Source organism: Paenibacillus phytorum (genome assembly GCF_013141715.1).
Classification (GTDB): Bacteria; Bacillota; Bacilli; order Paenibacillales; family NBRC-103111; genus Paenibacillus_E; species Paenibacillus_E phytorum.
The window spans coordinates 46,766-73,262 of the sequence record NZ_WHOA01000182.1; the positions used below are offsets into that span (position 1 = coordinate 46,766).

At 48.1% G+C, this 26,497-nt stretch carries 18 protein-coding genes; 15 read left to right on the forward strand and 3 right to left on the reverse strand.

Going from position 1 to position 26,497, the window contains the following annotated elements:
- The first annotated feature begins 84 nt into the window (after positions 1–84).
- The 12 genes from GC098_RS26120 to GC098_RS41315 all read left to right on the forward strand — a co-directional run bounded on the left by GC098_RS26120 (position 85) and on the right by GC098_RS41315 (position 17,367).
- On the forward strand, positions 85–1,428 hold the full coding sequence (locus GC098_RS26120) for a DUF455 family protein (RefSeq protein WP_171646132.1): 1,344 nt from the start codon (positions 85–87) through the stop codon (positions 1,426–1,428).
- Positions 1,429–1,782: 354 nt separating this feature from the next.
- Entirely contained in the window at positions 1,783–3,564 is a 1,782-nt protein-coding gene (locus GC098_RS26125; RefSeq protein ID WP_312880347.1) for a sensor histidine kinase, read from the forward strand.
- Positions 3,561–5,195 carry a response regulator transcription factor gene (locus GC098_RS26130; protein WP_171646134.1) on the forward strand — a complete coding sequence of 545 codons (1,635 nt, stop codon included), beginning with the start codon at positions 3,561–3,563 and terminating at the stop codon, positions 5,193–5,195. The genes GC098_RS26125 and GC098_RS26130 overlap by 4 nt, the downstream gene beginning before the upstream one ends.
- Positions 5,196–5,288: 93 nt before the next feature.
- On the forward strand, positions 5,289–6,362 hold the full coding sequence (bglB, locus tag GC098_RS26135) for a beta-galactosidase BglB (RefSeq protein ID WP_171646135.1): 1,074 nt from the start codon (positions 5,289–5,291) through the stop codon (positions 6,360–6,362).
- A gap of 120 nt (positions 6,363–6,482) precedes the next feature.
- Complete coding sequence (locus GC098_RS26140) at positions 6,483–7,883, forward strand: Sapep family Mn(2+)-dependent dipeptidase (RefSeq protein WP_171646136.1); 1,401 nt, start codon at positions 6,483–6,485, stop codon at positions 7,881–7,883.
- 199 nt (positions 7,884–8,082) lie between these two features.
- Complete coding sequence (locus tag GC098_RS26145; RefSeq protein WP_171646137.1) at positions 8,083–9,042, forward strand: ABC transporter permease; 960 nt, start codon at positions 8,083–8,085, stop codon at positions 9,040–9,042.
- Positions 9,043–9,069: 27 nt separating this feature from the next.
- Positions 9,070–9,990 (forward strand): carbohydrate ABC transporter permease, encoded by a 921-nt coding sequence (locus tag GC098_RS26150; protein WP_171646138.1) that lies wholly within the window; start codon positions 9,070–9,072, stop codon positions 9,988–9,990.
- 177 nt (positions 9,991–10,167) lie between these two features.
- The gene (locus tag GC098_RS26155; RefSeq protein WP_171646139.1) at positions 10,168–11,814 is read left to right on the forward strand and encodes an extracellular solute-binding protein; all 1,647 of its coding nucleotides are present in this window, start codon (positions 10,168–10,170) and stop codon (positions 11,812–11,814) included.
- A gap of 118 nt (positions 11,815–11,932) precedes the next feature.
- The gene (locus GC098_RS26160) at positions 11,933–13,624 is read left to right on the forward strand and encodes a hypothetical protein (protein WP_171646140.1); all 1,692 of its coding nucleotides are present in this window, start codon (positions 11,933–11,935) and stop codon (positions 13,622–13,624) included.
- Positions 13,621–15,027, forward strand: coding sequence for a dipeptidase PepV (gene pepV / locus GC098_RS26165; RefSeq protein WP_171646141.1), 1,407 nt, complete (start codon positions 13,621–13,623; stop codon positions 15,025–15,027). The genes GC098_RS26160 and pepV overlap by 4 nt, the downstream gene beginning before the upstream one ends.
- Positions 15,028–15,724: 697 nt before the next feature.
- Positions 15,725–16,303, forward strand: coding sequence for a TetR/AcrR family transcriptional regulator (locus GC098_RS26170; RefSeq protein WP_171646142.1), 579 nt, complete (start codon positions 15,725–15,727; stop codon positions 16,301–16,303).
- Positions 16,300–17,367, forward strand: coding sequence for a DUF418 domain-containing protein (locus GC098_RS41315; protein WP_312880346.1), 1,068 nt, complete (start codon positions 16,300–16,302; stop codon positions 17,365–17,367). Before GC098_RS26170 ends, GC098_RS41315 begins: the two co-directional genes overlap by 4 nt.
- A gap of 63 nt (positions 17,368–17,430) precedes the next feature.
- Here GC098_RS41315 and GC098_RS26180 read toward each other — a convergent pair whose 3' ends face one another.
- From GC098_RS26180 to fadR, 3 genes are read right to left on the reverse strand one after another with little or no spacing between them, the layout of a single operon-like run.
- Positions 17,431–18,414 carry an electron transfer flavoprotein subunit alpha/FixB family protein gene (locus GC098_RS26180; protein WP_171646143.1) on the reverse strand — a complete coding sequence of 328 codons (984 nt, stop codon included), beginning with the start codon at positions 18,412–18,414 and terminating at the stop codon, positions 17,431–17,433.
- A 19-nt stretch (positions 18,415–18,433) separates the two neighbouring features.
- Positions 18,434–19,198 carry an electron transfer flavoprotein subunit beta/FixA family protein gene (locus GC098_RS26185; protein WP_171646144.1) on the reverse strand — a complete coding sequence of 255 codons (765 nt, stop codon included), beginning with the start codon at positions 19,196–19,198 and terminating at the stop codon, positions 18,434–18,436.
- A 38-nt stretch (positions 19,199–19,236) separates the two neighbouring features.
- Positions 19,237–19,824, reverse strand: coding sequence for a fatty acid metabolism transcriptional regulator FadR (fadR, locus tag GC098_RS26190; protein WP_171646145.1), 588 nt, complete (start codon positions 19,822–19,824; stop codon positions 19,237–19,239).
- Positions 19,825–20,506: 682 nt separating this feature from the next.
- On the opposite strand from fadR, the gene GC098_RS26195 reads away from it, so the two are divergent.
- From GC098_RS26195 to GC098_RS26205, 3 genes are all read left to right on the forward strand, one after another.
- Positions 20,507–22,540: a (Fe-S)-binding protein gene (locus tag GC098_RS26195; protein ID WP_171646146.1), complete on the forward strand. Its 2,034-nt coding sequence runs from the start codon at positions 20,507–20,509 to the stop codon at positions 22,538–22,540.
- Between the two features lie 86 nt (positions 22,541–22,626).
- Positions 22,627–25,020 carry a 3-hydroxyacyl-CoA dehydrogenase/enoyl-CoA hydratase family protein gene (locus tag GC098_RS26200; protein ID WP_171646147.1) on the forward strand — a complete coding sequence of 798 codons (2,394 nt, stop codon included), beginning with the start codon at positions 22,627–22,629 and terminating at the stop codon, positions 25,018–25,020.
- Between the two features lie 74 nt (positions 25,021–25,094).
- Positions 25,095–26,279 carry an acetyl-CoA C-acyltransferase gene (locus GC098_RS26205; protein WP_171646148.1) on the forward strand — a complete coding sequence of 395 codons (1,185 nt, stop codon included), beginning with the start codon at positions 25,095–25,097 and terminating at the stop codon, positions 26,277–26,279.
- The last annotated feature ends 218 nt before the right edge of the window (positions 26,280–26,497 follow it).

Here is a 26,497-nt window from a genome sequence, read left to right on the forward strand (position 1 = left end):
AAAAAGAATTCGCGAAAGCGTTTCCTTATAATTGAAAGCAGAAGAATTTTGAAACCGTTTCTTCTTATGGGAGGTAATCAATAGATGGCGAAGAGAATTGAAGTGGACGTAACGGATTACAGCTTCCTTGAAGCTGCATCTTCCTACAGAGGTTCGCTGCTGCGGCCGGTCGATACCGCGAAGCTGCTTAAGCAATGCTTCTGGTTAGAGTTTGAGCTGTCGCGAATGACGATGGGATGGGTCTCGTCTGTACCGGATTGGGATCTGAAAGGGGAACTGGTGCGATTGTCGTACCTGCACACCCAGCACATGGTACAACTGCGCGAACGGATCAGCGAGCTGCCTGGAGCGGATATCAACGATAAAGCTTGGACGCCGAGTGGTCTCCAAGAAGCTTGTCAGCGTATTACGCAAGCGGGAGGGCTGATTGAATTCGCAGCGGGCTATAAGTTCATCGTCACAAAGCTTTATGAGCAGTATACCGCTTTTCATGAAACGCTTGACCCGATTCTCGACGGACCGACGTTCGATAAGCTGCGATATATCGAGCTCGATAAGGAGCAAATGCTTTCCTGGGGCATTCCTTACGTGAAGTTTGCCTATGTTGAAGACCAAGAGAAACGCGATGCGTATCACAGTTGGTTAGTCTATATCCATCAAGTGTGGAAGATGCTTGAAAATTCGTCGTCGAAGAAAAAGATCGATTGGCCCGACCATCCGGTCTCCGAGCCGGCAGGTCCGATTCCGCTGAAGCCTGCTAACGATCCGAAGTATCCGCATGTCGATCTGACGAAATATAAAAGCGCCATGTTCGATCCGAAATCTCCGACTTACGATAGCGTGAAACATATGATCTTCATCAATGCCAGCGAAATGTCGGCTGTGGAAAGCCTGACCTATCTGTACTACGGCGTGCAGAAAATGCCAGTAGACTTCTACCTCGATGTAGCACGGCACACGTGGGATGAAGTCCGTCACAGCCAAATGGGCGTTCGCCGGTTGAAGCAGATGGGCTATCGCACGGAGGATTTCGCCTGGCACCCGTCCACGGCGCCGACGCCGGAAACGATGAAGCAGGTGTTTCCGGAGTTCTATTCCAGCCTGACGATGGTTATGGAGCCCTGTTCCTTCATAAAGAAGCGCAAATCGATTGGAGCGTTCATGAAGCATGGCGATCCCTTGTCGTCAATCCAATCCGAATACGATATTGCCGACGAGCGTCTCCATGTTGGATTCGGCCAGAAATGGGGCGCGAAGCTATTCGAGCATATGGAGGATTTCGTATCCGCCCAGAATGCCGCTGAAACCGTCAAGCAGATGCATCTTCGTAAAATGGGCTACAGCCAGGATGAGATTAACAAAGTGCTGCATAGCTTCCCAGAGTTTTGTGGATTTGCGACAATGGATCTCAAATACGACAAGTACTAGTTCCTTTTTTGGTAGCGTATACTGTGGGCCCCCAAAAGGGGAGTAGTGAACGAACCGGTCCCAAAGTAAGATTGGATAAACCTCCAAAACCACTTCAAATGATGAAGGTGGGGATGGAGGTTTATTCCAATTGATCTGTAAGGGAAATCCCTTATTTTTTTGGCAGATTGACCAAGAAAGCTTTCTTGTCTTGCCTTATATTTAAAGTGCGATTCTGACGTGAGGTCGGCAGTCAATAGCCGATTACGGTGGAAAGGTTTATAATGCTAACAATAGGTGCGTGAGCGAACGGATTTCCTTTTTGCTTCACGCACTTGCCATTCCATCAGGATGCGGGTGAAGCGGTTGTCTAAGGTGATTTCCATATTTCTGAATTTGAAGCTGCGTACGAAGTTTCTGCTGTCCTTTACCGTTATGATCTTGCTAACCGTGCTAATGATCAGCTCCGTTAATTACTATGTTTCTGTAAGCGTAATCAAACAGAATACAGCCATTTTTTCCGAATATTTAATCGAACAAATCGGGATAAACCTTGAGAAACGCACCAAGGATATCGAGGAGCAAGTATTCCAGCAGTTCCGTAATTCCGCGCTCAATACGACGTTGGGCATTCCTGAAAGCAGCAGCGAACCTGATTTGTACATCAAGAATAGGGCGATCAGTGAATTTATGAAAGATTTACTGTTCTCCAAAGATGATTATTTGTCGGTCATGGTAATCGATGCCGAGGGCAATCAGTTCGGGTTCGAACGCACCGCAACCCAAAACTACAATAAAAACTTGATGAATGTGGACGTCGAGATGATTAAGGATAAGCGGGGTCGTGCTTCTTGGATTCCGGGAAACAGCAATGTTATCTTTATGGAAAAAGCGGTGTATGACGTCGCGTCCAGCCGTTATGTGGGCATCATTATCGTCGGTGTGGACAGCAGTCTGATCAGCGGCATCTACACGAACGTGGACGAACTTACGAAAGGGAACATCGTCATTTTGAATGAGGTATTCGAAGCGCTGCTGTTCGACAGGCATGTTTCCGAGCCGTCCCGCTACTTCATCGAAAACAAGATGTACGATCACAAGCCCAGCCTCAATCAGGGTTTTCAGTTTGAAGGGCAAACGTACATTTCTACCATTATTACAACACCCTATGACAAGTGGATGATTGTCCAGGTCATCGCGGTCAACGAATTAACGCGCGGCACTGAAGTCATCAAGGTGTGGACAATCAGCACCATACTGGTCTCGCTATTCATTGCGTTCATCCTAGCGGTGATCATTTCCAGAAACATTACAGGAAACGTCCGGCTGCTGCTCCAGAGCATGACCCATTTCTCCATGGACTTCACCCATAAGGCGATTGTACCCAGAAGCAGAGACGAGGTGGGACTGCTTGCGGAGAAATTCAATTCGATGGCCGAGAAGATCGGCGAGCTGATCCACACCATCTACACGGAGAAGCTGCTTAAGCAAAAAGCTGAATACCGCACATTGCAATTCGAATATAAAGCGCTGCAGGCCCAGATTGATCCCCATTTTCTCTACAATACACTGGAGTCGATTCATAGCTTAGCCAAGCTGCGAGGCGACGAACAAGTCAGTGAAATGATCTACCTGCTCGGCAAGCTGCTTCGAGAGAGCATTAGCAAGAAGGGTGATATCATCTACCTGCAGGAAGAAGTGGACTACATTAGGAGTTATTTGACTATTCATAAAATAATTTATGGCAATAGAATTGAGGTCAATTATTATTTCGACACGGGCCTGATGTCCTTCGTGGTTCCTAAATTCATCCTGCAGCCGCTCGTAGAAAACTCGATCAAGCATGGAATTGAAGAGAAACCGGGAAAAGGGATTGTCAGTATCGGCTGTTGGACCAAAGAAGGCGTTCTGTATCTCGAAGTGTCCGATAATGGAGTAGGCATAGATGAAGAAACGAAGAAACAATTGCTCAACCCTCCGGAGCACTCGAAGCTGAAACAGAAGGATAAGCATACGAATGTCGGGGTCATCAGCGTGCACAAACGGATTCAAATCTTATACGGAGAAGAATATGGTTTAAGCATTATGAGCGAAATGGATCAGGGGACGACGATTCGGATTCGTCTTCCGATCATAACCGAGGAGGGCTCCGGATGACATACAAAGTGGTGGTTATAGACGATAAACCGCTGATCCGGCAAGCGATTGTACAGATGATCGCCTGGGAGAAGCTGAATTGCGCAGTGGTCGGTCAAGCGGAGGACGGAATTGAAGGCAAGCGTTTGATCATGGAGCTGCAGCCGGATATTCTCGTTACGGATATCAAAATGCCCGGCTTTAGCGGGCTCGATTTAGCCGAACAGATAAGCTTGGACTTTCCTATGTCCAAAACAATCCTGGTTACCGGCTACCAGGATTTTGAATATGCCAAGCAGGCCGTCCGGCTCGGTGTATACGATTTTATCGTCAAACCAATCAATTACGAAGAGCTAAGTAGAGTGATAGGGAGCGCAGTATCAGAGCTCGATAACAAGCGCAAGGAGCGCGAGAACACGGTCAAGATCGCCTCTGCTTTCATCGAGCTGGAGAAACAGCATACCCGTTCAATTCCCTCGCTTAGAAGCAAGCTGATCGGTGATTTGATCACAGGAACAGACAATATGCAGGAGCAAGTGAAGAACCTTGAGATCCAGTTTAGCCGGTACGTTTTGCAAATCGTCCGTACTACAGAGAAGCCGGGCCAATCCGGTTCAACGAACGCCGCCAAGCTCAAGCAGCTGATACAGCTCCGCCTTTCAGAACAAGCGCACGAGCTGGCTGCCAAGCGCGATTTCTATCTAATTGAATCCCTGCGTAATAACGACCTTTTATTTGTATGCCTTTTCCCAAAGGCACTTCCGCAGCGGGAGATCAGGATGAAGCTGCAGAGCTTCTGCAGCGAGTTCATCGATGAGGCTAGCGTGAGGGACCAAGTATTCTGCTGCATCGCGGTCAGTTCCGTGTACAAATCGCTTCTTGAGCTGCCGGAAGCTTTCCGGGAAGCTTCCCAGATTATGGATTCAAGCTTTTTCAGAGCGGAGGAAAGCGTGTTATTCCCGGATCATAGCAAGCAAGAGAAGGAACTGGGGAAATTCTCGATCATCCAGGATTTGGAGCAGTTCAACCAAATGCTGGAGAACAAGTCGAGCGAAGATATGATTACCCATTTGGAGCGGTTTCTGAAACAAATTACTGCCTATAGCGAAGGGAATATTCTCGTAGTGAAGGGCTTGCTCTCGGAAGTATGTCTTGCGGTGGCCCGCTACTATTTCCGTGTAACCGGCGATGAGTTCGGTCTCGGTAAAAGCGTCGATCAAATTCTCGAGGATGTATACCGGCTGACGAGTATGAAGGAGGCTTCTTCCTACCTCACATCGTTTATTGGGAATATCAAGAAGAAGCTTGAAGCTGGGGAAAAGGTGTACTGCCTCGTTGTGAAGAAGGTCATCGATCATATCAACAGCCATATAGCCGACACGATCAACTTGACGTCAACTGCCGATCATTTTGGCCTAAGCCCGAGCTACCTAAGCAGGCTGCTTCGTACGGAAACCGGTATTAATTTCGTGGATCTTGTGTCTAAGGCCCGAATCGAGGCCGCTAAGCGTCTGCTCATGGATCCCAAGAATAAGGTAAACGAAGTCGGCGAAATGGTAGGGTATAAGGAATATGCCTATTTCTATCAGGTTTTCAAGAGACTTGAAGGCCAGTCGCCAAAGGAGTATAAGAACAGAAGTAAAGAAAACTAATAAAAGCGTAAGAATCTCGTATGTAAACTGGTTTGAGCGTGCGTTACATTGTTGTTACAAGCACTTTATAGTGCGTATGGGGAGGTGCTTACCATGACTCTAGCGCAATTGCAGAGGCAAGATATAGAGAGCATGATTCAGAAAGTCATCAGCGGCATGAAAAATCTGGAGGTAACGATCCAGGAAGACACGCCGATAAGCATCATTACGATGGACAAATGGGACTGGTCCCAAGGAGTCGGATTATTCTCTCTATACTTGTACTACAAAGAAACCAGAAACCGCGATATTTTCACGTATTTGACCAATTGGTTCGACAGCCGGATTCGTGAGGGGCTCCCACCGAAGAACGTCAACACGATGTGTCCGCTGCTTACGCTCAGCTACATTTACGAAGAAACGCTTAATCCCGAGTATCTGCGGATTTGCGAAGAATGGGCCAGCTATGCGGCCGATGAGATGCCGCGCACGCCTGAGTTCGGGATCACGCACGAGACCATTGACAATGCGAACGAAGGCGAGTTATGGGACGACACGCTCTATATGACGGTGTTGTTCATGGGCCGGATGGGCATTTTGCTGGAAAAGGATCACTACGTACAAGAAAGCATCCGTCAGTTCCTCGTCCATCTAAAGTATTTGACCGATAAGAAAACAGGACTGTTTTTCCATGGCTGGACCTTCGTGGAGGGCCATAATTTCGCGGAAGCACTCTGGGGCCGAGGTAATGCGTGGTACACGGCAGGGCTGGTCGACTACCTAGATATCGTCAAGATACCGCTGGGCGTGGAAGTGTTCTTGCTTTCTTCTCTGGAACGTCAGATTCAGAAGCTGACTGAGCTGCAAAGACCGAGCGGAATGTGGACGACATTACTGAACGATGCGACATCGTACGAGGAAACATCGGCTACTGCGGGTTTCGCATACGGCATTCTGAAAGCTGTTCGCAAAGGTTATATCAGCGAAGTCTACAAAGAAGTCGGGTTGAAGGCGCTGCAAGCGGTCATTAATAAGATTGACGAGAAGGGAGCCGTTCACGGGGTATCTTACGGAACGCGCATGGGACGCACGCTGCAGTTTTATCGTGAAATTGCGGTGTGTCCGATGCCCTACGGGCAATCCATGACGCTGCTAATGCTGGTGGAAAGCCTGCATCATGTCGACTGACTGGAGCAAGGTACCCATGAAGAACTGCTGGCTAACCAGGGCATTTACCATGGATTGCTTGAGGCGCAGTATCGCTTTTTGGCTTCATAATTGACGAACGAAAAGGCGGGATGCATGCACATGGTCATTGGAAACGAAATTCGCAAATATCAGAATGCGATTGCGGCTGGCATTTCGGAGCTCGTACAAATAAGAAGCATCATGGCCGCCCCGGAGCCGGGAAAACCGTTCGGGGCTGGAGTCGACCGCGCTTTGCAGTATATGCTCGGTTTGGCTGAATCATTAGGATTCGAAGTGACAAATGTGGACGGCTATGTAGGCCATGTCGAATACGGTCAAGGCGACGAGCTAGCCGCTGTGCTTGTCCATCTGGATACAGTAGAAGAAGGGGAGGGATGGACGTCCCCCCCGTTTGGCGGCCTCATCGAGAATGGCAAGATCATCGGAAGAGGAGCATCCGATAATAAAGGACCTGCTGTGGTCGCTCTGTATGCGCTGAAAACGCTGATGGATCTGGGCATTACCGGCAATCGCCGTCTCCGCTTGATCTTTGGCACGAACGAAGAGAGTGGAATGAAAGACCTCGACTATTATTTCGAGAGGGAACAGCTTCCGGATATGGCGTTTGCGCCCGACGCGGGCTACCCGATTTTTAATGTGGAGATGGGCAACATGAACGTGGTGTTCTCGAGTAAGCAGGAGGCTGCTTCAGCCAAGCCGCTGCTCCCTCTTTTGTCTCTGAAAGGCGGCAGTATGCTTACGCTGATTCCGGAGACCTGCACGGCGTCGCTCTCTCTGGCGTTTCTGACCGACGGCCAGGTGGAGAACCTCCGCCATTCGGTCAATCTCCAGGCGAATCTGTCGGCAGCATTCGTTGCCGACAGAGTGCTGGAGTTAACAGCCGGCAGCGAGCTTGTGGAAGGCAGTATGACGGGATCGCGAAATGCAATCGCTAATATGGTTGCTTTCCTAATTGCGCAAGGACTAGATACCAATTGGGACAACTTCCTGCGCTTCCTACATAGCAAGATCAGTGCGGAGACAGACGGACAGTCGCTCGGTATCGCCTGCAGTGATAGCGTATCGGGCGGGTTGGTCGTTTATTTGCGTACCATTTCCTGTGATCGGAAGCGTGCGGAAGCACTATGCAATATCCGTTATCCAATAAGCTATGACGGGGCTGGCATATTATCTACGCTCGACCATCTTGCGCGCATGAATGGAATCGAAACCGAACAGTCACGGCATCTACTTCCCGTGTATGTGCCAGAGACCCATCCGGTCATTGTTCGGTTAAGTCGCGCCTATAAGAAAATCACCGGCGAGGAAGCTGCGATGCTGCGCATGGGTGCCGGTACATATGCCCGTAAGCTGCGCAACAATGGTGTCGCTTTCGGTGCGGGACTGCCTGGCGGTGTCGATACTCGCGTGCATCAGGCCGACGAGTTCATCTTTATCGACGATATGATGCAGCATGCCGAAATCTGTTTACAGGGCATGTATGAATTGCTGATCGATTAACAGAAAGTAAGAGATATTCTACTAGAGGTAAAGAAAACTAATAAAAGGTAAAAATCCTAATATGTAAACCGTTTTCACAAGCGAGTATACTTGCGATATGCCTAGAAGAAACGGCTTTGCTGTCCCTTTTATTGGCTAGTAGTATTATGGAAAGCGCTTTCGCGTGTTGGAATAGCATTTGTAGAAAAGGAGCGAGAGTATGGAAGCACAATCTCAAAAACTTCCTGTAATTGCACAGACGGACAGTAAACCAAGAAGCGCTTTTACGAAAGAGCTGTTCAAAAATTACGATTTGTACTTACTTCTTGCCCCAGGCGTCATATTCTTTTTTGTATTTTGTTATATCCCTATGTTCGGTCTTGTCATTGCCTTTAAGGATTATAACATTTTCAAAGGCGTCTTCGATTCCGATTGGGTAGGGCTTCAGCATTTCAAGGATATGCTGCAGATTCAGGATTTTTATAGGATCGTCCGCAATACGCTTCTGCTTAATGTTCTAGGTCTGATCGTGGGTTTTCCGGCTCCGATTATTCTGGCGCTTATGCTGAATGAAATCAGAGCTAAATATTTCAAGAAAATTTCGCAGTCGCTTCTGTATCTGCCTCACTTTATGTCTTGGGTCATTATGGGCGGGATTATCTATAACCTGCTTTCCCCGAAATATGGGATCGTTAATGATCTAATGAGATTCATGGGGATGAAAGAGATCTATTTCATGATCGAAGAAACGTGGTGGGTCATCACGTATACGCTGTCCAGCGTATGGGCGGGAGCGGGCTGGGGAACGATTATTTACCTGGCGGCCATGACTACGATCGATCCCTCTTTGTATGAAGCTGCTGTCATGGACGGCGCGGGTAGATGGAAGAAGATCGTGCATATTACGCTGCCGGGCATTATGCCAACTATCATCGTGCTGTTGATTCTTAACATCGGTCATATGGTATCCATTGGTGTCGAGCATCCATTCGCCTTGCAGAACCCTGTCGTTACGAATATTTCGGATGTAATCAGCACATACGTTTACTCCGCGGGGATTAAGCAGGGGCAATTCGGAATTACGACTGCAATCGGGATGTCGCAATCCTTCATTAACCTTATTCTTGTGCTTGGCGCGAACTATTTTGCCAAGCGATTTGGCAAGGAAGGACTTTGGTAAAATTCGAACGAATAGGAGAGTAGAGATATGGCGGCTACTGCGCGCAAACAAGGATATAAACGCAGCTTATTCGGCAAGTATTCCGGCTGGGACGTAAGCTTTAACATCATGAATTATACCCTGCTCATCGTATTCACCTTCATATGTGTCTTTCCCTTCCTCAATACGTTAGCTAATGCCTTCAGCAGCAGTCATGCTATACAGACGGGTAAAGTTGTGCTTTGGCCTGTAGAGTTTCAGCTTGATGCGATGAAAGCGGTAATAACGGATTCCAATATCATCAGGTCGTTAGGGGTAACCGTTTATATTACGGTAGTCGGTACTGCGCTTAATATGCTGTTCACGATTACAACGGCCTATCCACTTTCCAGAAAGGATCTAAAGGGACGCAAATATTTCATGAATTTCATGATTGTGACCATGGTTTTCAGCGGCGGTTTGATTCCAGGTTACTTGTTGATTAAGTCGCTAGGAATGCTGAATAGCTTATGGGCGTTAATGATTCCCGGTTTGATTAGTGCTTTTAACGTTATTATCATGAAAACATTTTTTCAGGATCTCCCTGATGAGCTGCGCGAGGCGGCCGTTATGGATGGCTGCGGCAATTTGCGTTATTTGGTGCAGATCGTGCTTCCCCTGTCGGGTGCAGTTTTGGCAACGATAAGTCTGTTTTATGCAGTCGGCCACTGGAACTCGTATTTTACAGCGGTACTGTTCATCGATGATTCGGCTCTCTACACGCTGCAGGTGAAGTTGAGGAACATTTTGCTGCTTGCACAAATGGATACGTCGTTGGAGACTATGCAATCTTTGGATAATCTCCACATCATTGAGGAGTCCCTGAAAGCGGCCACGATTGTTTTCGCCACGGTTCCGATTCTAATCGTATACCCGTTCCTGCAAAAGTATTTCGTAAAGGGATCGTTCTTAGGGTCTGTTAAAGGATAAAGAGTACGGTTAGATAACAAAAAAACTATCAAAATGTCAAAATTATAGAATAGAAACAATGAATGAAAGGATCTATATTTCAATGAAAGCGCTTAAGAGTCATGAATTACCTACAGGATATGGGCGAAATCCCATTAGAGCGTATATTCCTGTAATAAACACTAGGGAGGAAGCAGTATGGCAAAGGTGTTTAAAAAAGGGGTTTTAGGAAGCATGGCTATCGTACTCATGCTTTCAGGTTTCTTGGTTGCTTGTTCCAAGAATGAGGGGGGAAGCGCTGCAACAACGTCACCTAGCGGCAGTAACTCACCGTCTCCAAGCAAAGAACCTGAAAAACCGGCCAAAATCCGCGTATCATTGTGGGACCGCGCCAATGCGCCGGAGGGTCAAAATTTGGGCAATAACCCGATCATTAAATACGTGATCGACGAAACGAAGAAAATCGGTCTCGATGTGGAATTCGTCTCCCTGCCTAGAGCGCAGGAGTCGGAGAAGCTAAATGTTTGGATGGCTTCCGGAGAAGCGCCGGATGTCATTTTGACCTACTCGATGGATACGATCTTCAAATATGCTGAACAAGGCGGATTGTGGGAGCTTGATTCCTATCTCGCCAAGTATCCAGACTTGATTAAGAATAACAAAAAGGCGCTTGACCAAGTGGGCATGTACAAAGGCAAGAGGTATGCGATTCCTGCCCTTAAGGCGAACACATACGCTGGCCCCAACATGAAGATTCGTAAAGACTGGCTTGATGCGCTAGGCATGAAAATTCCGACGACGAACGAAGAGCTGTATCAGGTGCTGAAAGCCTTTAAAGAGAAAGACCCAGGCAACGTAGGCAAAGACAAAGTCATCCCATGGGCGATCCCTGCGATCAACCAATCCATGAAAGCATTTTTCTTCGGCCCCATGTTCGGTTTCGGCGTCAATATGGACGGTCCCAGCAACCAATTCTATGCGCCGGACGGCAACTATAAGAATGGTGTCTTCACATCCGCAGTTGCTACGCCTGAAGGCAAAGCTTACTACCAACGGATGAACAAATTGTACAAAGAGGGCTTGATCTCCAAGGAATTCGTCACCGACGTGAGTTCTCAGCAATTTACGCAGCAAGTTAACAGCGGTGTTGCCGGTTTCGTCGATTCCAACGACGCGCCTTGGACCATGACTGCGAATACACGCAAATCCGTCCCGACAGCAAACTGGGTACCGGTAGAACCATTCAAGCGTGCGGATGGATCGCAGGTTATGACGGTAGTGGGAGATTACGCCATGTTCGTCGCCGTTCCGAAATCCAGCAAAAACCCGGATGTCGTCATGAAATATTTGAACTGGATGGTTGAACCGAAAAATCTTGCGACCGTACAAAGCGGAATTGAGGGTGTGAACTGGAAAAATGACGGCGGCGTTCGAGTCCAGATTGATCCCGAAACGAATAAGAAGAGCACATGGGTATCCGCCTCGGGAGACCTTGCCATTGTTCAGCAAGGGGTAGCGCCATACAACAAAGAACAACTGATTAAGTCTGTTGCGGCTACGTATCCGGACGATAAGCAGCGTGAAGAGTACGCCAATTCTTATCTTACGTTCTATGATATTTTCAAGAAATTCGGTAAACCGAACACCGTAATCGACTCACCTCGGCCAGTAGCCCAGAAGACCGTAGCGGCAATCGAGAAGCACCTTTATGAAGGAATCTCCAAAGTTATTATTTCTACGGACTTCGAGAAGACGTATAGCGAGATGGTTGCCGGATGGGAAAGAGCCGGAGGAAAAGATTACGACAAAGAGATTAGCGACGCTTATAAAACGATGAAAAAGTAATAGGTTGTAAACCGACTGCACAAGGAGCGAACGATCTGTGGTTCGCTCTTTTGTATTTGCTTATGTATTTTTTTGACACATGTCCTTGCCGGACAATAAATCACTGGAGATGAAGCTGATGAATACACCCCTTCGCGACCCATTGAAAGAACTTATCCACCTGCAGGATGGACGGTTGGAGCAATTTCTCGTGAAGCGCAGAACTGATTTGGCAGAGGGTCGTGAACCTGATCCGCTAGGTATTGGCACTCTTGCGATGACCGTGCCGCTATATTGTCAGCCGGCATCCCGATATTACTTGGATGCCAGTTTCAATGAACTGATGCGGGAGGCGGTTGATGATTTCCTTCTGACACAGCTGGAAAGCGGGTGTATTTCGCTCGTTAACTGTAATATCGACTCACCGCCGGACACTGCATTTAAGATCCACCTGGTATCGCTCGTCTATCAGGTAGCCGCACGTTCGGGACTCGAGCAAATTCGCGGGATCCAGGACGGGTTGTTTACGTTCATGGTAAGAGCCCGTCCTTGCTTGTTGACTGGAGGCATTCATACACCAAACCACCGCTGGGTCATGGCTGGCGCATTGGCAAAAATGTATGAAATTTTCGGAGATGAAGCTTATAGGGAGAGAGCTTTTCAATTTCTGGACGAAGGCTTTGATATGACCGAATATGGGGAATGGACGGAGCGCAGCAACGCGATTTATAACGGTGCATGTGCGATCCATCTGTATGATGTAGGGGTTATCTTTGGGCACGAACCTGCATTCGAGGTAATACGCAAAAACCTGGGCATGATGCAATATATGCTGCATCCGGATCAATCTGTCGCGACGGAGTATTCCGGTCGCCAGGACCTTGGCCAGACGATGATGATGAACGATTGGTATTATGTGATTTATCACTTGATGGCATCGCTCGACAAAAATCCTGTGTTCCTATCCATGGCACAAATAACGGAAGAGACGTCTCCGAAAGGTGCAAGCGCGCTTATTCATTGGATGCTGTACCCGGAGGCTATGTGTCTGCCAGATAACGTGCCGGCATTATCGGAGAACTATACCATCCTGCTTGGGGAGGGAAACGAAGCGCTGGTTCCCCGCAATATCCCTTATCTCGGCAAGCTGGTGCAGCATCCGCACGGCGCATCCGTTCTGCGCCATCGCAAGGGGAAACTGAGCGTAACGTTGATGGCGGCCCAACCGGAATTGATGTACATCCAGTATGGTAAAGCGCGTATGTTCGGTTTGAAGCTGGCAGCTGGGTGGTTCGGCATAGGTGCGGTTGCGTTTCCTTCGATCAAGAAGACGGGTATGGAGCGTTACAGCATGGACATCGAGCTTGAGGGCTGTTACTTTCAACCCCTTCCCAAAGAACACTTCGCCGATAAGAACGGCATTTATGTGAATATGCCTAATCATCTTCGAGAGAAAACGAACATCCAGCATCTGCAGCTGGCCTTGGATTTCCAGCTGCTAACTGACGGCGTGGAAGTAAGCATCCGGTCGAAAACGATTCCTGGCATCTATCTGCAAGCTGTCTGCATGTTCGATTCATTAGGTGAATTGTCGGGCGACGGACTGGAGCAGGTGGCCCCGCATATGAAACAGCTGGTAAATGGGGATGCCGTATTTTCCCTCGAGGGGGACTGCATCCGGGTGTCTTCCGGAGCGAAGGAGCACAAAGACGTCTCCATGCGCAACGAGAAAGTGAACCGTGATGCGCTCAACGTTACGATGAATTACGTAACACCGACCGACGTGACTATCCGGTTCCAGGCTTATGCCTGCGAAGGGGAAGACCAGTGACTATTGGGAGTGCGATTCGGAGCTACCAGCCGGAAATTGTCGAGCATATTCAAGCACTCATCCGGATCCGAAGCGTAGCTTCCGAAAGCATGCCGGGGAGGCCGTTCGGAGAAGAGATAGCCCAAGCGCTGCATTACATGCTTGATTTGGGAGCGTCTATGGGCTTCCGTACCGTTAATGTGGACGGTTATGCGGGTCATGTCGAATACGGCGATGGGGAGGAGCTGGTCGCAGTGCTTGTCCATCTCGATACCGTGCCTGAAGGGATCGGCTGGACCTATGATCCTTTGAGTGCGGAAATCCATAATGGCCGCATTTATGGCAGAGGCGCTTCCGACGATAAGGGACCGGCTGTTGTTGCTTTGTATGCGCTTAAAGCGATTAAGGATCTGGGGGTAAATCCTAAGAAACGGATTCGCATCATATTCGGTACGAACGAAGAGAACGGGATGACGGATATGGACCATTACTTTGCCAGGGAGCCCGTTCCCGATTATGCATTCACACCTGACGCCGCATATCCCATTATTCATGCGGAGAAAGGATACTATGTGTTCCGCTTGAAGAGACTGCACACCGTCGCTGAGAGGGACCGTCGAATTCTGGAGATGGCGGGAGGTGTAGCGCCGAACGTCGTGCCTGAGCACTGCCGCACCATAATAGAAACGGCAGATGCGAAACCCGAGGAGCTGGAGCGGATCGTCCTCCTTGCAGAGGAGAATCCGCATATTGATGCAATCCTCACGAAAGAGAGACGAGTTGAAATAACGGCAGTGGGAAAAAGCGGCCATGGCTCCTACCCACCGTCGGGCATCAACGCGATTTCCCATATGGCAGCGTTTCTGCATACGATCGGCGGAATCGTGCCGGAAGACGAATTCTGGAGGTTCATCCGCACAGCCATCGGTTTCGAAGCGTTTGGCGAATCACTGGGGCTAGCTTGCAACGATCCTGTGCATGGCCGGCTTACCGTTAATCTAGCCCAGATTCGTCTGGATGAGGAGATGGCGGAAGCGATATTGAACGTGCGGTATCCGGTTACAGCAGACGGGAAGACCGTACTCGCGAAGCTGCGCCAGAAGGCAGCGGGCTATGGAGTGGAGGTGGAGGTGGCAGCCTATATGGCGCCGCTTTTCGTACCTCCTGATCACGCCCTGATTCGCAAGCTGAGCCGTGCATATGAAGCGATCATGGGCGAGAAGGCGGAGCTGCTCTCGATCGGCGGCGGCACCTACGCCCGGAAGTTACAGAACAGGGGTGTGGCCTTCGGCGCCGGTTTCCGCGGAACAGACACGAAGGCGCATCAGCCCGATGAATTCGTCATAATCGAAGATATGATGCTGCACGGCGAAATTTGTACGCAAGCGATTTACGAGCTGATTCGGACGGAGGAAGAAGAGTGATGGCCTGGAAAACCACCGGAAGACGTACAATGAAATCACATTTTTCCTCATCGGAGACTTAGCGCCTAAAGTCTCACTTTTACTGTATGAAATACAGTAGAGCAAAAAGCCCTCCGGTGAAATTCACGCACCGGAGGATTTTATGTAGTCCATTAGGCTTGTTATGCGATTTCTTCTTCAAGGCGGGCAATTTGATTACCGTTGATGGATGTTGACAAGTTGAACAATGAAAAAGTAATCAATTGAGAAATTATGGATCGAGAACATGCAATCGCATACATAAGAATCCAAGTAAGATACTTTGTTAGTCATTTTAATACTATATATCTAACAACAAGCCATCCTCATGTAGACGTGGCTTTTTATCGTGTGAATCTTGGGAAGTTTTAGTTTGGAAAATTGCGATAAATCAAACCACTGTAGCTATTTTCTTATCGTTAGACTTCAATGCTACTGGAACGGGTGAAACAATCCTAGATGCTTCAGAGTGACGAACTCATGGTTAACAATTTGCTCAACTTTTCCAGAGGGTTTTGGAAAGGCCTTCGACGACTTAGAGCACAAATGGAACCTTTTAAATAGCTAGTTAATCTTGCTGTCGTAGTTTTTTTTACTATGATACAAAAATAACTTGATTAATTAGAAGAATATGGTTATTATTTTACCTAACGGTAAGTAAAAAAAGGAGAAAAAAACGATGCAGACCTACGAACTAATTCTAAATGAAGCCTATCGTCTATTTGCCCGAAATGGGTTTGAGAAGACTAGCTTATCCATGATTGCGAAGGAAGTTGGCATAACAAAACCAGCATTGTATTACCACTTTTCTTCGAAAGAGGCATTATTTCATGCGCTGCTCCAAGAGGTGTGTAAGGAGATTCGGTTTGATACCTTTTTCCCGATAAAGGAATTTACGACTGAAAACTTCAAAGAGTATTTCATTACATGCGGCCTGAAAATGATTCATGAGCAGCGTAACGATCCGCATTACTCATTGCTAATGAAAGAATTCATGATTCAAAGTACAAGAGATGAGAAGATTCTCGAGGCTGTTAAAGCTGTTATCGATACGTATGTTCAAGGCTTTACTGCCTTATTCAAGCACGGGGTGAATCTAGGCGTAATGAGTGGGGGAAATCTAGGTGTAAAAGCCGAGATGCTTACACTTGTTATCGACCAAATCGACAACTATATGACGCTTGGAATTGCTTTTGATTACGACCGATTGTGGCAATACAGTGTGGAGCAAGTGTGGAATGGGGAGATAAATAAGTGAGTGGAGAACGAATAACAGGGCTTGATTTTGCAAGAGCAATTTCCATACTGGGTATGATGTTTGTCAATTACAAAATCGCAATGGGGGCAGAGGGCAGTGGCCCTGCGTGGTTATCTTGGTTCAATAGTTTATTCGAGGGAAGGGCATCTGCCGTTTTCGTTGTGTTAGCAGGGATCGGCTTTACGATTATGACACGAAAGGCAAGAGTAGGAGATACGGGGCTACTGCGCAAGCAAAGAGTTATCGTCTGGAAAAGATCGTTATACCTAATATTCTTAGGTTTTCTATTGATCCTATTTGGATGGAGCGCTGACATTTTGCATTATTATGCTTTGTTTTTGTTTATAGCCTCTTTTTTGATACGTGCTTCTGATAAAATACTGCTTGGTGCTGCTGTTATTGTTTGGTTAAGTGCACAATGGTTCCTATTGCAATATGACTACACTGTTGGCTGGGACTCGTCGTTTCATACTTATTTGGATTTCTGGACAGTGAATGGGTTTTTACGGAATACATGGTTCAACGGTTTTCATCCAGCGATACCCTGGTTTTGTTTCTTTCTAGTCGGAATGTGGTTCGGTAGGCTAAACTTTACAGATACATTGATTCGGGAAAAGTGGCTTCTCATTTCGTTGATTGCTTGGGTGGGGAGTGAATTGATTTCCTTAGCTGCTTTGAAAATAGGAGGCACTTATCTCGGGACGGAAATAGCCGAGTATCTATTTCAAACAAAGCCGATGCCGCCGAATCTGCTCTACATGTTCTCTGCAACGAGTTCAGCAATTCTAGTTATCTTATTATGTATTTATCTTGTTGAAAGCAAATATGCTCGTGGCATCGTCAAGGTGCTCATCGAGACAGGGCAGATGACGTTGACACACTATGTCATGCATGTCGTTGTGGGGCTTGGTATTCTACAATTATTCGGTATTCTCGAAAATGGTTCTGTCATCTTCTCAACGCTATATGCTGTGGCCTACTTCGTTTTCGCAATTGTAATTTCCCTAATCTGGAAATATAAATTTAAGCGAGGGCCTTTGGAAATGGTGATGCGGAAATTCTAGAATGGAAAAAACAGCCTGATTGCAGATCTTTAATGATCTGTAATCAGGCTGTTATCGTTGCAGTTACTGGAGTAAACGGCGGAATTCTTCGGTCAACAGTGGTACGACCTCGAACAGATCGCCGACGATGCCGTAGTCGGCGACTTTAAAGATCGGCGCCTCAGCATCCTTGTTGATGGCGATGATGACGCGCGAAGAGCTCATCCCGGCAAGATGCTGGATGGCGCCGCTAATGCCGCACGCGATGTAGATCTCCGGCGTCACGACCTTGCCGGTCTGGCCGATTTGCATCGCGTACTCGCAGTAGCCCGCGTCGCAGGCTCCGCGGGAAGCCCCAACAGCGCCGCCCAAGACGGCAGCCAGCTCTTCGAGCGGCTGAAAACCATCGGCGCTGCGCACGCCCCGTCCGCCGGAGACAACGATCTTGGCTTCTGCCAAGTCGATGGTGCCGGACGTTTTCTTGACGACCTCCCTAATGATGCTGCGCAGGGAGGGAGCGGGGTAAGCAACATCGATGACCTCAGCTTGACGCGATGCGTCAGGTTCGGAGGCTGCGATGTTGTTCGGTCTTATCGTAACGACCCATGTGCCATTCGGGTCGGTAAACGCTTTCTTTTCGACGGCTTTGCCAGCGTAAAGCGGTCGCGTGAACTGCACGCTATCCCCGCTGCGCGAGATAGCCGTTACGTCAGAGAGCTGGCCAGCTGCGAGCTTCGCCGCGGCCAGCGGTGCGAGATCTCGGCCAGCTGCCGTATGGCCGAAGTAGAGCGCGCCTGGCTGGACGGTATCCGTGACAGCCAGCAAAGCGCTCAAGTAGGCTTCCGAGCTGTAGCTCTCCAGCTGGTTGTCTTCGACAACATAGATGGTGTCTGCGCCATAAGCTGCAAGCTCACCAGCAAGCGTTTTGCTTCCTGCGCCGCCAATCAATACGGCGGCGATGGCATCGCCATCAGCAGCAGAAAGCTGCGCTGCGCGTAATGCTTCAAAGGATACTTGACGCAGCTTGCCGCCGCGTGCTTCTGCAACAACGAGATATGTTTTGCTCATAAATGTAACCTCCCCTTATTTAGATCACTTTGGATTCGCTGCGTAATGCTTGCACGAGTTGGGTAACTTGCTGTGGAAGGTCGCCCTTTAGAATGCGGCCTGCCTTACGCTCAGGGGGCAAGGTCAATTCCGTGCGCTCTGTTTTGGCGACAGCAGAATCAGCGCCCTCTATATCATCAAGCGATAAGTGCTGGAATGGTTTTTTCTTAGCTTTCATAATCCCAGGTAGTGAAGGATAGCGCGGCTCGTTCAAACCTTGCTGAGCTGTGAACAGAGCAGGGAGAGGTACCTCGATCACTTCGACGTCGCCTTCTGCATCGCGGTGGGCAATCGCTTTTCCTCCGGAAATTTCCAACTTCGTAATAGAGGCAACATGGGGTAAGCCTAGGAGGGAGGAGAGCCGGATAGCGACTTGCCCAGCTCCATTGTCGACAGAGAAATTGCCGCCCAATAGGAGATCGACGGACTGTCCACGCAAATAGTTGGCCAAAATTTCAGCCACCTCGAACTCATCCCCTTTAATGCGCTCATCGGAGATAAGCACAGCTTCATCAGCCCCCATCGCCAATGCAGTGCGTAAAGCTTCAGCGGTACGTTCGGGACCAACGGAGAGCAGGGTGACCTTGCCGCCCAGCTCATCACGAATTTGAATCGCTTGCTCAACCGCATATTCATCGTAAGGATTGATGACGAATTTCACGCCATCCTCTTGAACGGCCCCATTATGCAGGACGATTTTTTCCTCCGTATCAAACGTTTGCTTCAACAATACAAAAATGTCCATAGTCAAGCTCCTTCCTGAATATACATGTTATACAGACCTTAAGACTCGATGCCTTTCATGAAAAAATCAATGGTAGGTTCAACTTGAGCGGTTAAAGAATACTTCTGCCCAGAAATAAGCCAAGAAGTAACGACTTCGTCCATGCCGCCAAAAATGAGAAGCCTCACAAGCTTCACTTCAAAATCAGGACGGAAACTGCCGTCTTTCTTCCCTTTTTCTAATATATTTTCAATGAGGATAATATATCTCTTTAGTGCAAGGCCAATCTCTTTGCGAAGCTCAAGATCACTCTGTCTAAGCTCGATTTGGGTTAGGTAAGCAAGATGAATATTCCCTTCCAGTACACTGAAATGAATCTCACATACTTTGTGCAGCGCTTCTCTAGCTGTCATTTGGTCATTCAGCCCATTATTGAGCTTCTCTACAAGCTCGCCTAATTTCTCCTGAAACAGGCTGGTCAAAATATCCTCCTTCTTCTTGAAATAAAGATAGATGGTGCCATCGGCCACGCCAGCTTCCTTGGCGATTCGGGATACTTGGGATTTGTGAAAGCCATGCTCAGCAAACACTTTCAGAGCGCCTTCGAGTATTGCGTAATACTTGTCTGGTTTTTTGCCACTTGTCAAGGAGATCACCTCGGTGTTAGAATACAAATATCGGTGAATGAATACTCATTCATTTTCGTAATTTCATCATAAAATACGCAGTACGCCTTGTCAATGACTTATTCAGCTTATTAAAGCAAGTAGGAAGGTTTGCCGGCTTACACTTCACAATGAAGCAGTTTTCAACTCTGGAAATAGGGTCAAATGGAACTTGCTTTTTTACGATACGCGAATGTAAGCGATTACTTTTCGAGATGGGTGGGGCTCCAGATTTCATAAGGTGGATGGTATGGTTCTTATTTATCTGGATTACGAGCAAGAAGATTTGATTCATGTGTAATAAGAGTCCCTAAAGACTCTTAAATCCATAGAATCCAATGAAAATGAGGAAATAGCAGTCTCCAAAGGCTCTTATTCATCCGAATTTCGAGCAAGATGGTGTGATTCAAGTGGAATAAGAGTCCCTAGAGGCTCCTATTTCCGTATAATCCAATGAAAATGAGGAAATAGCAGTCTCTAAAGGCTCTTATTATCTGGTAATCACTCAAAACAATCGAGTTTGCGTGGATTTTGGATGGATTAGTAGGGGGACTTGCTAAGCTCATACTTACGAAATCTTACGTAATCTCACGAAGTCTTACGAAACGCAGAACAAGCTCACGAAGAAAGTTTTGCTAACGCAAAACGCTAGGGAGGGTCCTCAATGACCGGTTCACTCATTCAGTTTCTTTTATTTCTTGCGGTTACGGGGTTTGCGGTGTACTTGTTTGTCCGTGTTGTGTATCACCGGTATTTGTACATTAGACTTGGCAAGTCTGTGAATTTGAAAACGGAAGCGAAGGCGCGGCTGAAAGAGTTTGCGATTCAGGTATTTGGCCAGACCAAACTATTGAAGGATAAGAAGAGCGGCATCATGCACATTGTGATATTTTATGGATTCATTATTTTGCAGCTTGGAGCGCTAGATCTCATTCTGAAGGGATTAATTGGCCATGGGTTACCGATACCAGGTTACGATTATTTCACTTTGATGCAGGAAGTGACGGTAGCGCTGATTCTTCTGGCCATGGGATATGCGACGTATCGACGTTATGTAGAAAAGTTAAAACGGCTGAAACGCGGTTGGAAGCCTAGTATCGTTATATTCTTCATTTTTTTCTTGATGCTATCTGTCGTCGTCAGCGGTGGGTTTGAACGGGTAAAGGAAGGGATGGAGACATCCGCATTTGCACCTATTTCATCTCTGTTCGCAGCAGCTTTTAGCGGTATGTCGCATACAGCGGCAACGGTTGGTTTCTATATAAGCTGGTGGATGCATTTGCTGATCCTACTTTCATTTCTGATCTATGTACCGCAGTCGAAGCATTTTCACATTATTACAGCACCTATCAATATCTTGCTTCGCCGCACAGAGCCTACAGGTAAATTGGCTTCTCTAGATTTGGAGGATGAAGAGGCGGAGTCGTTCGGTGTAGGCAAAATCGAGGATTTCACACAGAAGCAAATGCTTGATTTCTACTCTTGTGTGGAATGCGGTCGCTGCACGAATGTTTGTCCCGCGAATACAACTGGCAAGATGCTGTCGCCGATGCATTTGATAACGAAGCTTCGTGATCATTTGACGGAAAAAGGCGCAGCCATCACCTCCAAATCACCATGGGTACCAGCTTTTGCTTTCGCTAGTCCAAGTACCCATAACCCGCTTGAAGTTGAGCTCATTGGCGGCGTTATAACGGAAGAAGAGCTGTGGGCTTGTACAACCTGCCGTAATTGTGAGGATCAATGTCCTGTAGGAAATGAGCATGTGGATAAGATTATCGATCTGCGCCGACATCTTGTACTGACGCAAGGCATCATGCCTCACGATGGTCAACGTGCTTTACAAAACATCGAGAGACAAGGAAACCCTTGGGGAATAAGCCGGAATGATCGGGTGAAATGGGTCAAAGAAGTAGATCCAGATGATGAACTCGGCGTGCGTACGGTGAAGGAAAATCCGGAATTCGAGTACTTGTTTTTCTTGGGTTCTATGGGAGCGTACGATAATCGCAGCCGCAAGATAACGCATTCTTTTGTGAAATTGATGAAGGAAGCCGGCGTCTCCTTTGCTATTTTGGGCAATGAGGAGAAGAATTCAGGTGATACACCTCGCCGGATGGGTAATGAATTTCTATTCCAACAGCTGTGTGCGGACAATATTGCGACTTTTCAAAAGTATAAGGTCCAGAAAATCGTAACGACGTGCCCGCATACGTATCATACATTCAAAAATGAATATCCCGAATTTGGCCTTACGGCAGACGTATTCCATCACACCGAGCTGTTGGATCTGTGGGTGAAAGAGGGGCGTCTTAAGCCGCAACATGAAGTTAGAGAGCGCATTACGTACCACGATTCTTGTTATCTAGGCCGCTACAACGAAGTGTATGAGGAGCCGCGTAACGTACTGCGAGCAATTCCAGGGGTTGAGTTGGTTGAGCAAGACCGTTCTCGCGAGAACAGTATGTGCTGCGGAGCCGGAGGCGGCATGATGTGGATGGAAGAAACCGCAGGTACACGCGTAAACGTAGCACGCACTGAACAGCTTTTAAGTGTGAAACCCACCGTTATCAGTTCTGCCTGTCCTTATTGCTTAACGATGGTGGAGGATGGAACGAAGCTTAAGGAGGTCGAGGAGCAGGTTAAAGCGAGAGATATCGCTGAAATTCTTGCCTTGTCTGTGTTTGGAACGCCTTAGAAACAACTTCTTCGTTCTTAATGGTCGAGAGCGGTTGTCAAGGTTGATGCGAAAACTGAAAAAATCATGTAGGAGGAAATTTCCATATGACAAAGATTCGTACAGCGGCCGTTATCGGCTCCGGTGTGATGGGCTCCGGTATCGCTGCCCATTTGGCAAATGTAGGCATTCCCGTGTTACTGCTCGATATGGTGCCTAACCAGCTGCAGCCGCAAGAAGTAGCTGCCGGTCTTACGTTAGATCATCCTAAGGTGCGGAATCGATTTGCTCTTAATGCGATGGATAAGCTCAAGAAGACGAACCCAGCTCCCCTTTATAGTGAAGTTTTCGCTGAACGTATTACACCAGGCAATCTGGAGGATGATTTAGCGAAAATTGGAAGCGTGGATTGGATTATTGAAGTTATTGTGGAAAATTTGCAAGCGAAGCAGCAGCTCATTAGCCGTATTGAAACCGTTTGGAAGCCAGGAACCATTGTTTCTTCGAATACATCGGGCATTTCAATTAATGCCATGGTCCAAAGCGCGAGCTCTGAGTTTAAAAAGCATTTCCTTGGCACTCATTTTTTTAATCCGCCTCGCTATATGAAATTATTGGAAGTGATTCCAAATGAACAGACAGACCCTGCAATTGTTGCTTTTATGACCGATTTTTGTGAGAAGAAGCTTGGAAAAGGTGTTGTTCAAGCGAAAGATACGCCGAATTTTATCGGGAATCGAATTGGCACTTATGGGCTTTTGGTTACTTTGCGTGAAATGCTTGCAAATGGATATACCGTCGAAGAAGTAGACGCTGTAACGGGTCCAGCAATGGGCCGCCCTAAGAGCGCGACGTTCCGTACGCTTGACTTGGTAGGTCTGGATACATTCGTCCATGTGGCTAATAACGTGTTTGATCTTGTGACTGACCCTGCGGAGAAGGAAGTTTTCAATACACCGGCCATTTTAAAAACGATGGTAGAAAAAGGCTGGATCGGAGAGAAGCAGGGCCAAGGGTTTTATAAAAAAGTGAAGTCCGAAGCTGGCAAAGAAATTCAATCCCTAGATTTAAACACCATGGAATATTCGGCAAACCGCAAAATCAGTTCAGGCTCTTTGGAAGCTTCGAAGCAGGCCAAAGGTACGGTAGGGAAGTTAAAGGCCTTACTCGGCGCCAAAGATCGATATTCGGATCTGGCGTGGAACATTTTGAAGCCAGTTCTCCTCTACTCCGCAGAGAAATTAGATGAGATTTCAGATTCAATCGTAGAGATTGATAATGCGCTCAAATGGGGCTTTAACTGGGATCTCGGTCCTTTCGAAACGTGGGATGCGATTGGGCTGAAACGTTCTGTGGAACGAATGGAAGCGGAAGGCAGTAAGGTGCCTGAGTGGGTAAAAGCTTGGATCGCCGCGGGTCACGACAGCTTCTATGAGAACAAGGGAGGCCAGAGTTTTTACTATCTGAAAAATGAGTTTCGCGGTGTTGAAACAAGACCGGAACTCATTTCGCTAGCCTCTTTAAAACAGCAAAATAAAGTCATCCGCTCTAATAGCGGCGCGAGCTTGATAGACATTGGTGACGGGATTGCTTGCTTAGAGTTTCACTCGCCGAACAATGCCATTGGGGCCGATATTCTCACAATGATTCAGCAAAGCGTGGACGAAGTACGCAGCAATTATCGCGGGATGGTTGTCGCAAACGAAGGCAAAAATTTCTGTGTCGGTGCCAACGTGATGCTGTTGTTAATGGAAGCGCAGGATGGCGAGTGGGATGAAGTAGACGGCATCATTCGTTTATTCCAAAACTCCATGCTGAAGCTCAAAAGGCTGGAAAAGCCAGTTGTTGCTGCGCCTCATAAGATGACGCTTGGTGGTGGCGTTGAGGCTTGTATGCCGGCCGACCAAATCATTTTCTCGGCGGAAACGTATTATGGACTCGTTGAGGTGGGAGTTGGCTTAATTCCTGCCGGGGGCGGATGTAAGGAGTTAGCACTTTTAGCAAGTCAACAGGTTCGCGACCCGGAAGTTGATCTTCAGCCGTGGATCAATGCGATTTTTGAAACGGTGGCCATGGCAAAGGTGTCGACGAGCGGTCATGATACGAAACGTCTTGGCTATATGCGTGCTGGAGATACGGTCGTTGTGAATCCAGATCATCGTATTTATGAAGCAAAGCAAGCGGTTCTTCGTTTGGAAGCAGCGGGATACACACCTCCAGTGCAAGAGAAAATCCGAGTCGTTGGCGAGAACGGCAAAGCGGTGATGCAAATTGCTGCCTATACGATGCGCCAAGGCGGATATATCAGCGAGCACGATCAATTGATCGCGAATAAGCTTGCGCACGTGCTTGCAGGAGGTAATGTGCCAGCAGGAACATTAGTCACAGAGCAGTATATGCTCGATCTAGAGCGTGAAGCCTTCCTTAGTCTTTGTGGAGAGCTGAAAACACAGCAGCGCATGCAATACATGCTTTCAAAAGGGAAAGCACTGCGGAACTAAGGGAGAAGAACTTGCCTTTCTAATTAGAAAGCCCCGAATGGTGTATGCCTATTACTCATAATGAGGTGAAATCGATGAAAGAAGCAGTCATTGTATCGATAACGCGCACGGCAGTCGGTCGCGCGAAGAAAGGCAGTTTCGCTCAAACCAGAGCAGAGGATCTGGGTAAAGCCGTATTGGAAGAGGCTATACGGCGCGCTCATGGACTCGACAAAGGAGATGTCGAGGACATCATCATCGGGTGCGCGATGCCCGAAGGCGAGCAAGGGCTGAACTTTGCCCGCACGATGTCGTTGTATGCGGGCTTCCCGGTGACCGTGCCGGCGATCACGGTCAATCGTTTTTGCTCCTCTGGGCTGCAAGCCATCGCTTATGCGGCGGAGCGCATTATGCTTGGCCACGCGGAGGTGATCATCGCCGGAGGCGTTGAGAGCATGAGCCACGTCCCGATGACGGGCTTCAAGCTCTCGCCGCATCCAGGGCTGGTTGAGAGCATGCCCGAGGTGTACATGGGCATGGGCCACACAGCCGAAGAAGTCGCGCAGCGCTTCGTCATCTCTCGCGAAGCGCAGGATGGCTTCGCAACGCGGAGCCATCAGAAGGCGGCTGCAGCGATAGCAGCCGGCAAGTTCGTAGACGAGATCGTGAAGGTAGAGACGAGCGTGAAGGGCGTTGACGAACGCGGCAAAGCGTTCGAGCGGAAGTTCGAGTTTGCCATGGATGAGGGCGTTCGCCCCGATACATCCGTGGAAGGGCTTGCCAAGCTGAAGCCTGCGTTCAGCTTGGGCGGTTCTGTGACGGCGGGCAACGCGTCACAGACGTCGGACGGCGCAGCGGCGGCCGTGCTGATGAGCCGCGAGCGCGCGGAAGCGCTCGGGCTGAAGCCGCTGGCGACATTTAAGGCCTTCGCGCTGTCTGGCGTGGAGCCGGAAATTATGGGAGTCGGGCCTGTGAAGGCGATTCCGAAAGCTTTGCAGATGGCAGGCATCACGCAAGACCAAGTGAATCTGTTTGAAATCAACGAAGCATTCGCTTCGCAATGTGTCCATATTATTCGCGAGCTAGGCTTGAATGAAGATTTGGTGAATGTAAACGGTGGCGCCATCGCCCTCGGACATCCGCTCGGGTGCACGGGCGCGAAGCTGACAACGAGCTTAATTCATGAGCTGCAGCGTCGTGGCGGCGGCTATGGTGTAGTGTCCATGTGTATCGGCGGCGGGATGGGAGCTGCCGGAGTATTTGAAGTGCATCCCGCGTGATTGAGAGTGGGAAATGATTCACACAGTTGATCATATGTATAGGAAAATGTAACTCCATTCCTTTAATTAACTGGAAAAACTACCTGTAATTAGCGTGTTGCCTCCATAATTATGAAATTAACTGGAATTATTCCTGGTAATATCAGACAATTTCTCGAAAACCGCAAAAACAGCTTGTTTTTGCGGTAGTTTTTCCAGCTAAAATCTGTTTTATGATG